Raw genomic sequence first — 9,923 nt, forward strand, 5'->3', positions numbered from 1 at the left:
TCCTCAGTCCGTCAGTCGGGACAAAACGATCATGCTGCGCGTGGACGTGACGAACGGCTCGGCGCGCAGCCGCTCCAGGGCCTGCTCCAGGCTGGCGATGTCGGCGGCGCGCAGATGCACGAGCGCGTCGGCCTCGCCGGAGACGGTGAACGCGCCCACCACCTCCGGGTGCCGCCGGGTCGCGTTGGCCAGCTGCGCCGGGGTGGTGCGGCCGGTGCAGAACAGCTCGACGAACGCCTCCGTCGTACGCCCGATCGCGGCCGGGTCGACCGTCGCCGTGAAGCCCTTGATCACGCCGCTGGCCCGCAGCCGGTCGACGCGCCGCTTCACGGCCGGGGCCGACAGTGACACCTGTTGACCGATCTCGGCGAACGAAGCGCGGGCGTCGGCCGTCAACGCCGCAATGATTCGCCGGTCGGTCTCGTCCATGCGCAACGGATCACCTCTCGATCGCAATGAAAGCGCCTGTTTCGATAGTCGGGTAGACCTTAGCCTTGGTCTTCGTGATCTCGGCCGATTCCGTGCGTGACCTGCGCGTTTCCCGCCCCCGCGAGTACCTCATGTGCCCGCCCGAGCGGTTCGCCGTGGCGTACTCGATCAATCCGTGGATGGACCCGGCCGCCCCGGTCGACACCGACCGGGCGCTCGCCCAGTGGACCGGCCTGCGCGACCTGCTCGTCGAGCTCGGGCACACCGTGTACACGCTCGCGCCGCTGCCCGAGCTGCCCGACATGGTCTTCGCCGCCAACGGCGCGTTCTCCGTCGACGGCACCGTGTTCGGCGCCCGGTTCCGGTACCCGCAGCGCACCGCCGAGGCCGGCGCCCACGAGCGCTGGTACACCGCGTCCGGCTGGCGGTACGTGCCCGCCGCGCACGTCAACGAAGGCGAGGGCGATTTCGCGTACGTCCCGGCCGCGCACGGCGGCGTGGTCCTCGCCGGGTACGGGTACCGCACCGAGCCGCCCGCGCACGCCGAGGCGCAGGAGGTGTTCGGCCGCCCGGTCGTCTCCCTGCGGCTGACCGACCCGCGCTTCTACCACCTCGACACCGCCCTGGCGGCGATCTCGGACGACAACGTCGCCTACTACCCGGACGCGTTCTCGCCCGCCTCCCGCCGGGTGCTCGCCGAGCTGTTCCCGGACGCCGTCCTCGCCGACGAGGCCGACGCGCTCGCCTTCGGGCTCAACCTCGTCAGCGACAACAAGCACGTCGTGCTGCCCGCCGAGGCCGCCGGCATGGCCGCGAAGCTGGGGGCGGCCGGCTACGCGCCGATCCCGGTCGACCTGGGCGAGCTGAAGAAGGGCGGCGGCAGCGTGAAGTGCTGCATCGCGGAGCTGCGCGCCTGACGGCACGCCGTGCGGGTTCTCGCTTTTTCGGGCGGTGTGTCCGACAATCAGCCACTCTTAACGCATGGGCGGCACGGGTACTCCCGCGGTCGCGGGCCTGAGCGGCGCGCTGCGCGACGTGCGCGCGGAGATCGACCGGCTTCGCCTGCCGTTGGCGCTGCCCAGCGCCGACGTGGCGCGCCGCGCCGCCGCCGAGATCGCCGCCCAGATCGACGACTACCTCCTGCCCCGCCTGGCCGGGCTCGACGGGCCCACCCTGGCGGTCGTCGGCGGCTCCACCGGTGCCGGCAAGTCGACCCTCGTCAACAGCCTGGTACGCGCGCCCGTCAGCCGGTCCGGGGTGCTGCGGCCGACCACGCTCGCGCCCACCCTGGTCTGCAACCCCCGCGACACCGCCTGGTTCAGCGCCCCCGACCTGCTGCCGAGCCTCAGGCGCGGCCGGGGCGTCGGGCACCCGCTCGCGCCCGACCAACCCGGCGCCCGCCGGCTCGACATCGTCGTGGCGCCCGCGCTGACCCCCGGGCTCGCCCTGCTCGACGCGCCCGACATCGACTCCGTCGTGGCCGAGAACGGCCGCCTCGCCACCGAACTGTTCGCCGCCGCCGACATGTGGGTGTTCGTCACCACCGCCAGCCGGTACGCCGACGCGGTGCCGTGGCGGCTGCTGCGCGACGCGCAGGACCGGGGTACCCCGGTGGCGATCGTCCTCGACCGGGTGCCGGCCGCCGACCGCGACGCGATCTCGTTGCACCTCGCCCAGATGCTCACCCAACAGGGCCTCGGCGGGTCGCCGCTGTTCATCATCATCGAGTCGGTCATCGACGGGCAGGGCCTGCTGCCCGAGGACGAGGTCGCGGCCGTGCGGGACTGGCTCGACCGGCTCGCCCGCGACCCCGGCCGCCGCGCCGAGGTCACCTGGCGGACCATCGCCGGCGCGGCCCGCGCCATCGCCGTGCGTACGAACGGGCTGGCCAGGGCGGCCGACGAGCAGATCGCCGCGCGCGATGACCTGGTCGCCGCCGTGCGGCGCACGTACGCCGAAGCCGGGTCGCGCATCGACGCGGCGCTGAGCGACGGCAGCGCCCTCGGCGGGGACGTCCTGTCCGGGCTGGAACTCGCCGCCCGCCCCACCGCCGGACGTGCCACGAACGACCGCTGGCCCGCCGAGCGCCAGGCGGCCGGGCCGGGCAACGTCCGCCGGCACCGGCACACCAGGCGCCGCGACAACATGCCCGTCCTCAGCGGGCCCGCCGAGGCGCGGCTGCGCGACAGCCTGGGCGGATCGCTGACCGCCCTGCTGTGCGAGGCGGCCGAGCGCGCCGACGAGCGGGTCACCGCCGTGTGGCGGGGCAACCCGGCCGGCCGCGCGCTGCTCGCCGACGCCGGTCCTGACCGGCACGAGACCCGGCGGACCCGCCGCGACCGGGCCGCCCGCGTGGTGCGCGGCTGGCACGCACAGGTGCGCGCGCTCGTGCGCGCCGACAAGAACCGCCCGCCGGCCCCGGCGTTCGTCGCGCTCGCCAGCCTCGGCCCCGAGCCTGGCCGCCCGGCCTTGAACGGCCGTGGGGCGCTCACGGACATGCTGGCGGTCACCGGCACGGACGCGGTGCGCCAGCTCGCCGGCCGGGCCCGCGCCGGGTTGCGCGAGAACGTGGGAGAGTTTCTCGCCGAGGAGGCGCACGGCTACCTCGGGCTGATCGCCGCGCACCCGGTGGAGGCGGCCGGCGGGGACCGGCTGCGCGCCGCCGCCGCGCACCTGGCCACGGTCGTGCGTACCACCAGCGGGCGGCCGTGGTGACCTCTTCGAGCCCGCTCGACCTGCGCGAGTTTCCCGACCTGCCCGGCCCGTCCGCGGCCGTCCTCATCGAGCGGTTCGGCGCGGTCGACCGGTTCCTGCGGCTCGCCGAGCCGCACGTGGCCGAGGAGGAACTGGCGCCCGCCCGCGCGCTCGTCAACCGGGCCGGCGCCCGGCTGCGCCTGTCCGGCGAACACACCGTGGTGGCCCTCGCGGGCGCCACCGGCACCGGCAAGTCCGCTTTGTTCAACGCGCTGACCGGGATCGAGCTGTCGCCCGTCGGCCCGCTGCGCCCGACCACGGGCGACGTGTACGCGTGCGTGTGGGGCCTCACCGGCGCCGCCGGCCTGCTCGACTGGCTGGGCGTGCCCGCCGATCGGCGGTTCGCCCGCGAACGGGTCCGCTACTCCGACGAGCACGCCGCGCTGCACGGTCTCGTCCTGCTCGACCTGCCCGATGTGGACTCCGTCGCCGTCGGGCACCAGGTCGTGTCCGACCGCCTCATCTCCCATGTCGACCTCGTCGTCTGGGTGCTGGACCCCCAGAAGTACGCCGACCGCCTCGTCCACGAGGCCTACCTGGCCAGGTTCGGCAACCTCGCCGGGGCGACGGCCGTGGTGCTCAACCAGATCGACCGGCTCACCCCGGAGGACGCCGCCCGCTGCGTCGCCGACGTGGGTCGCCTGCTCGCGGCCGACGGCCTCGCCGACGCGCGCGTGGTGGCGACCTCCGCGGTGACCGGCGCCGGCCTGTCCCACCTGCGCGACCTGCTCGCTGACGCCGTCCGCAGCCGGATGGCCGCGCTGACCCGGCTGGGCGCCGAACTCGACGAGGTCGTCACCGGCCTGGGGCCGCTCGTCGACCGGGAGTTGCCCGTCGAGGCGGCCGGGGCCGTACCGACCCGCGAGCTCATCGACACGGTGGCCGCCGCCAGCGGCGTCGACGCCGTCGCCGACACGGCTGCCGCCGAGTACGGCCGCCGTACGGTCACCGTGCCCGACCTGGCGCCCGCGCCCGCGGCCGTCGGCCTGGCCGTGCGCCGGTACGTCGAGACCGCCGCGGCCGCCGTACCGGTGGCGTGGCGCGACGCGGTCCACGCGGCCGTACCCGACGAGCCGCGCGACCTGGCGGCCCGCCTGCGTACGGCGTTGGCGGCCGCGGCGCCCGGCCCGGCCCGGCGCTCCCGCTGGTGGACCCTCTCCGCGATCATCGTGTTGGTGGGCCTGCTGGCGGCGGTGATCGGGCTCGGCTGGCTCGTGGGCGCCGGCATCCGCCTCACGACAGAGGACGTCCCCTGGTCGCCGCCCCGCTGGTCCGGCGTGCCGGTTCCGGTGTGCCTGCTGGTCGCGGGGCTGGTGGTGGCCCTCGTCCCGGCGATCCTGCGGTGGCGCGTGCGCCGGTCGCGGTCGGCCCGCCTGCGCACGGACACGGCGACCACCCTGCGCGGCGCCGTCGACGACGTCCTGCGGCCCGAGGTGGTGGACCCGGTCCGCCACATCCTGCTCTCCTACGACGAGGCCCGAGCGGCCCTCTCCGCCGCCCGCTGACCCACCCGTCCCTGTCCCGGCGCCGCGCCAAGAGCACAATGCCTCGCATGGTCAGGGTCGGGCTGGGCGCGCTGAGCGCCGTGAACCTCTGGTGGGGCGGGTGGGCGCTGATCGCGCCCCGCCACTTCTTCGACACTTTCCCGGGCTTCGGTCGCCACTGGACGGCCGGTTACCCGCCGTACAACCAGCATCTGGTCAGCGACCTGGGCGCCATCTTCGTGACGCTCGGTGTGCTGCTCGCCGCCGCCGCGATCCTCAACGACGCCAGGGTCACCACGGTCGTGCTCGCGGGCGTGCTGACGTTCAACGCCCTGCATCTGGCGTTCCACGCGGTCCACCACGGCACCCTGACCGGGTTCGACCTGGTCGCGAGCCTGGCCAGCCTGGCAGCGGGCGTCCTCGCCCCGGTCGCGCTGCTGATCCTGGCTAGGCGCCGAGCACCAGGTGCAGTTGGCGCGGCGCCACGCTGACCTCCAGGCGCTGCCCGAACGCCAGCACGAGGTGGTCGGACTCCACGCCGTCGGCGAACACGACCTGCGCCTCGGCCTCGCTGAGCAGTTCGAGCTTCTGGTCGGCCCCGATCCGGCCGGAGGTGAGCCGGACACCGGTCGCCGGCGACGGCCATGCCTCGCGGACGAACCAGCACAGCGCCGCCTCGTCCGGCCCCGGCAGGTCCGGCGCGTCGGCGCGCTGCCGCGAGATCGAGTGCGTCCAGCCGGTCGCGCCCGTGCCCGTACTCACGATCACGCCGGACGACGAGTGGCGCTCCTGACCTGAGGCCGGCACCCGCACGGTGTACCGCGACGACTGGTGTGTGGGGTGGCCGAAGTAGATCTCGTTGAGCCCGAGCAGGCGCTGCCCGTCGTCCAGGGTGGCGGCCACCATGGTGCGCTGCTGCACGCCGGCCCGGCCGGCGACGGCCGCGCGCAGCAGCGGCGCGATCGAGCCCGGCTGGTGGCGCACGAGCACGCCCGCGTTGCGCCCCGGCTCCGGGTCGACCCCGATGACGGGCTGCCCGGACAGGTACTTCGCCACGTTGGCGACCAGCCCGTCCTGCCCCACGGCGATGATCACGTCCTCGGGCGCGAACAGGAACCTCGGCAGGTCGGCGCGCGACACGTGCCCGCGACGCCAGTCGGCCGGAATCGCCCCGCCGACGGCGGTCAGCGCCGCCTGCAGGGCCTCGTGCCGCGCGTCGACCTCGTCGAGCGAGCGCCCCCGCTCGCGCAGGAAGTACGCCGCCGCCGCGCGGGTCCCGTGCCGTCCGAGCAGTTCGGTCAGCTCGGACGGCCGGGACACCACGACGACGCGGGGCGCCAGCGTGCTCATCGCGGGGCGTCGCCGGTCAGCTTGGTGACCAGCCCCGTCACCACGTCGGGCGTGACCGTGAGCTGACCGATCGAGGGCAGCTGGCCGGCCAGCTCCTTGAGGGCGAGGGCCTGGAGTACGCCGGCCGGCAGGTCCGCGTACGCGGCGAGCTTGGCGGCCTCCGCCTCCGCCTCGGCGAGGCCCACGGCCCGCCGCCCGGCGGCCTGCGCCTCCAGCTTGACCCGCTGGGCCTCGGCGTCGGCGGCGGCCGCGACGCGCACCTGCTCGGCGGCCGACGCGGCGGCGACCCGGGCCCGCTCGGCGGCGCCCTGCGTGCCGACCAGGTCGGCGGCCGCGTCGAGCTCGGCCTTGCGGCGGGCGTTCGCGCCGTGCTGCTCGACGAGCTGCTGCTCGCGCCGGGCCAGCTCGATCTTGTTCTGCAGCTCGTTCTCGGCGATGGCCCGCTCGCGCTCGACCGCGCGGGCGCGGCGCTCGTACGTGGCCCGGTCGGCCTCCTGCTGCACGGCCTCCCGGGTGGGGGTCTGCAGCGCCCGTTCCATCTCCGGCTCGGGCCGGATCGCGACGACCCGGGCGCTGACCACGGCCACGCCGGTCTCGGCGAGGCGCGGGTCGGCGGCCAGCGCGGCGCTGACCGCGTCGCGGACCGGGCTGATGCTGGCCGTCAGCGCCTCCGTGAGCGGGACGCGGGCGAGCAGGTCGAGCGCCGGCTGCTGGGCCAGCTCCGCCAGCAGGGTGGCGATCTGGTCGAGCGGCTGCCCGCGCGGGCCGCCCCGGCGCGGGTCGATGGAGAAGTCCAGCCGGTGCGCGGCCGCCGCCGGGTCGGCGATCCGGTACGTCACCGTGGCCTGCACGGTCACGTCGGCGAAATCGCTCGTCCGGGCATGAAACAGCAGCGGCAGCTCGCGGTCGTCGACCGGTACCTCGGACAGCACGGCGACGAGCGGCCGGTACCAGAACGACAGCCCGACGCCCTCCCGCTTGATCTTTCCCTTGGCTTGGTGACGGACCCAGCTCGTCGGCGCGCCGCGCAGGTGACGCAGAAAAAAGCGGCTGGTGATATAGGCCATCGCGAGTGTCCTCCCTTAAAAGCACCCGACCGGCCGACAATGTAGCGATCGCGGACCAGTCCCAGGGACTGTGTGCGGGCTCACGCGTCTGGGATGCTGGATCCAGCGGTGACGGGACGCCGCTGGACGCATACCCTGCGGGAGCAACGTCCCGTGGCCGGGGCCCCTGAGACCCCACGCGCCACACCCCTACCGGGGACCGCGTGGACTCGGCACACAGTTGCGCCGCGCGGACACCCCGCAGCAGCGCACCGAAGACAGGGAGACAGGATGGCGAGAGGCGCGAAAGCCGCCGCCCCCAGCCCGACGGCTGGCGGCACGCCCCCGGAACCGGAGTATGTCCAACTGCTCACCCCCGCCGGCGAGCGCGTGGCCCAGTCCACGGGCGCGGACGGCGTGACGTACTCGGTCGACTTCACCGACGAGGAGATCCGCGACCTCTACCGCGACCTCGTCATCGTGCGCAAGCTCGACACCGAGGCCACCGCCCTGCAACGGCAGGGTGAGCTGGGCATCTGGGCCAGCCTCCTCGGCCAGGAGGCGGCGCAGGTCGGCTCCGGCCACGCGCTGCGAGCCCAGGACATGGTCTTCCCGACGTACCGCGAGCACGGCGTGCTGTACGTGCGCGGGATCGACCCGCTCAAGCCGCTGGCCCTGTTCCGTGGCGTCAACTACGGCGGCTGGGACCCCATCGCCGAACGGTTCAACCTGTACACGATCGTGATCGGCGCCCAGACGCTGCACGCCACCGGGTACGCCATGGGTGTCGCCAAGGACGGCAAGATCGGCGGCGATGACGGCGAGGCGGTCATCGCGTACTTCGGCGATGGCGCCTCCGCCCAGGGTGACGTGAACGAGTCCTTCGTGTGGGCGAGCGTCTTCAACGCTCCGGTCGTGTTCTTCTGCCAGAACAACCAGTTCGCCATCTCCGAGCCGACCGACCGGCAGACCCGGGTCCCCCTCTACCGGCGCGCCTCCGGTTACGGCTTCCCGGGCGTACGGGTGGACGGCAACGACGTACTGGCCTGCTACGCGGTGACCCGCGCCGCCCTGGACAACGCCCGCCACGGCAACGGCCCGACGCTCATCGAGGCGTACACCTACCGGATGGGCGCGCACACGACCTCGGACGACCCGACCCGGTACCGGATCTCCAGCGAGGTCGAGGCCTGGCAGGCGAAGGATCCGATCGACCGCGTCCGCGCCTATCTGACCAGGCAGGGCACAGGTGCCGACTTCTTCGCCGAGGTCGACGCCGAGGCCGCCCGGCGCGCCGTGGACCTGCGCGAACGCCTGCTGGCGCTGCCCGACCCGCAGCCGTCGCAGATGTTCGAGAACGTGTACCCGCACGGTTCGGCCGAGGTCGACGCCCAGCGCGAGGGGTTCGTGGCCTACTCCGCGTCGTTCGAGGGAGGGCACTGACCATGGGTGAGATCCTCACCATCGGCAAGGCCCTCAACGCCGGCCTGCGCCGCTCCATGGAGGACAACGAGCGGGTCCTGATCATGGGCGAGGACGTCGGCAAGCTCGGCGGCGTCTTCCGCATCACGGACGGCCTGCAGAAGGACTTCGGCGAGGAGCGGGTCATCGACACCCCGCTCGCCGAGTCCGGGATCGTCGGCACGGCCGTCGGCCTGGCCCTGCGCGGTTACCGTCCGGTCTGCGAGATCCAGTTCGACGGCTTCGTCTTTCCCGCGTACGACCAGATCGTGTCGCAGGTCGCGAAGATGCACTTCCGCTCGGCGGGCCACGCCCGGCTGCCGATCGTCATCCGGATCCCGTTCGGTGGCGGCATCGGCGCGGTGGAGCACCACTCCGAGTCGCCGGAGGCCTACTTCAGCCACACGGCCGGCCTCAAGGTCGTCGTGTGCGGCAACCCCACGGACGCGTACTTCATGATCCAGCAGGCGGTCGCGAGTGACGACCCGATCATCTTCCTGGAGCCCAAGCGCCGCTACTGGGAGAAGGCCGACGTCGACGTCGACGTCCCGCTGTCACGGGCGTACCCCCTGCACGCGGCGAAGGTCGTGCGCCCCGGCACGGACGCGACCCTGGTCGCGTACGGCCCGATGGTCCGTACCGCCCTCGACGCCGCCGCGGCCGCCGCCGAGGAGGGCCGCGAGCTTGAGGTCATCGACCTGCGCTCGCTCTCCCCGCTCGACCTGACCCCGGTGTACGACTCGGTGCGCCGCACCGGCCGGCTCGTCGTCGTGCACGAGGCGCCCGGCAACCTGGGACTGGGCTCGGAGGTCGCCGCCCGGGTCACCGAGGAGTGCTTCTACTCCCTGGAGGCGCCCGTCCTGCGCGTCACCGGGTACGACACCCCGTACCCGCCCGCGCGCATCGAAGAGGAGTACCTGCCGGACCTCGACCGGGTACTCGACGCCGTCGACCGCTCCTTCGGCTGGTGAGGCCCGTGACGCGCGTGCGGGAGTTCCCCCTGCCCGACCTCGGCGAGGGCCTGCTGGAGGGCGAGATCCTCAGCTGGCTGGTCAAGGTCGGCGACACGATCACCCTCAACCAGCCGATCGTCGAGGTGGAGACCGCGAAGGCGGCCGTGGAGATCCCGGCGAAGTGGGCCGGCAAGGTCGCCGCGATCTACCACCCGGAGGGTACGACCGTGGAGGTCGGCACCCCGATCATCGCGATCGACACCGATCCGGACGCGGGCGATCTGCCCGCGCCGGTCAGCCCGGCCGGCGACGCCGAGGGCAACGGCGGGCGCACGCCCGTCCTCGTGGGGTACGGGCCCAGGTCGACCGCGGCCGCGCGCCGGCCCCGCAAGGGCGCGGCCACCGCGGGCGGATCCGGCGCCCCGGCCGCGACCGCGCCGGAGATG

Annotated in this window: 10 protein-coding genes; 7 read left to right on the forward strand and 3 right to left on the reverse strand. The window is 74.1% G+C overall.

Annotated elements, in window-relative coordinates; all coding sequences use genetic code 11:
* Nucleotides 1-3 precede the first annotated feature (3 nt).
* Entirely contained in the window at nt 4-429 is a 426-nt protein-coding gene (locus tag ABD191_RS23260) for an Lrp/AsnC family transcriptional regulator (RefSeq protein WP_425560429.1), read from the reverse strand.
* 74 nt (nt 430-503) lie between these two features.
* On the opposite strand from ABD191_RS23260, the gene ddaH reads away from it, so the two are divergent.
* From ddaH to ABD191_RS23280, 4 genes are all read left to right on the forward strand, one after another.
* Nucleotides 504-1,346: a dimethylargininase gene (gene ddaH, locus ABD191_RS23265; protein ID WP_344085951.1), complete on the forward strand. Its 843-nt coding sequence runs from the start codon at nt 504-506 to the stop codon at nt 1,344-1,346.
* Between the two features lie 64 nt (nt 1,347-1,410).
* The gene (locus ABD191_RS23270) at nt 1,411-3,144 is read left to right on the forward strand and encodes a GTPase domain-containing protein (protein ID WP_344085954.1); all 1,734 of its coding nucleotides are present in this window, start codon (nt 1,411-1,413) and stop codon (nt 3,142-3,144) included.
* Entirely contained in the window at nt 3,141-4,688 is a 1,548-nt protein-coding gene (locus ABD191_RS23275; RefSeq protein WP_344085957.1) for a GTPase family protein, read from the forward strand. The genes ABD191_RS23270 and ABD191_RS23275 overlap by 4 nt, the downstream gene beginning before the upstream one ends.
* Before the next feature lie 47 nt (nt 4,689-4,735).
* On the forward strand, nt 4,736-5,158 hold the full coding sequence (locus ABD191_RS23280; protein WP_344085960.1) for a hypothetical protein: 423 nt from the start codon (nt 4,736-4,738) through the stop codon (nt 5,156-5,158).
* Here the strand turns inward: ABD191_RS23280 and ABD191_RS23285 are convergent.
* Both ABD191_RS23285 and ABD191_RS23290 read right to left on the reverse strand, forming a co-directional pair.
* The gene (locus ABD191_RS23285; RefSeq protein WP_344085963.1) at nt 5,115-6,017 is read right to left on the reverse strand and encodes a diacylglycerol kinase catalytic domain-containing protein; all 903 of its coding nucleotides are present in this window, start codon (nt 6,015-6,017) and stop codon (nt 5,115-5,117) included. The genes ABD191_RS23280 and ABD191_RS23285 overlap by 44 nt on opposite strands.
* Nucleotides 6,014-7,084: an SPFH domain-containing protein gene (locus ABD191_RS23290; RefSeq protein WP_344085966.1), complete on the reverse strand. Its 1,071-nt coding sequence runs from the start codon at nt 7,082-7,084 to the stop codon at nt 6,014-6,016. Before ABD191_RS23290 ends, ABD191_RS23285 begins: the two co-directional genes overlap by 4 nt.
* Nucleotides 7,085-7,354: 270 nt before the next feature.
* Between ABD191_RS23290 and pdhA the strand changes: the two genes are divergently transcribed.
* The 3 genes from pdhA to ABD191_RS23305 all read left to right on the forward strand — a co-directional run.
* Nucleotides 7,355-8,506 carry a pyruvate dehydrogenase (acetyl-transferring) E1 component subunit alpha gene (gene pdhA, locus ABD191_RS23295; RefSeq protein WP_344085968.1) on the forward strand — a complete coding sequence of 384 codons (1,152 nt, stop codon included), beginning with the start codon at nt 7,355-7,357 and terminating at the stop codon, nt 8,504-8,506.
* 2 nt (nt 8,507-8,508) lie between these two features.
* Nucleotides 8,509-9,495 (forward strand): alpha-ketoacid dehydrogenase subunit beta, encoded by a 987-nt coding sequence (locus ABD191_RS23300; protein WP_344085972.1) that lies wholly within the window; start codon nt 8,509-8,511, stop codon nt 9,493-9,495.
* 5 nt (nt 9,496-9,500) lie between these two features.
* The coding region (locus ABD191_RS23305) for a biotin/lipoyl-containing protein (RefSeq protein ID WP_344085975.1) at nt 9,501-9,923 on the forward strand (423 nt) is incomplete at its 3' end.

Origin of the sequence: Luedemannella helvata (assembly GCF_039528415.1) — a bacterium.
Taxonomy (GTDB): domain Bacteria; phylum Actinomycetota; class Actinomycetes; order Mycobacteriales; family Micromonosporaceae; genus Luedemannella; species Luedemannella helvata.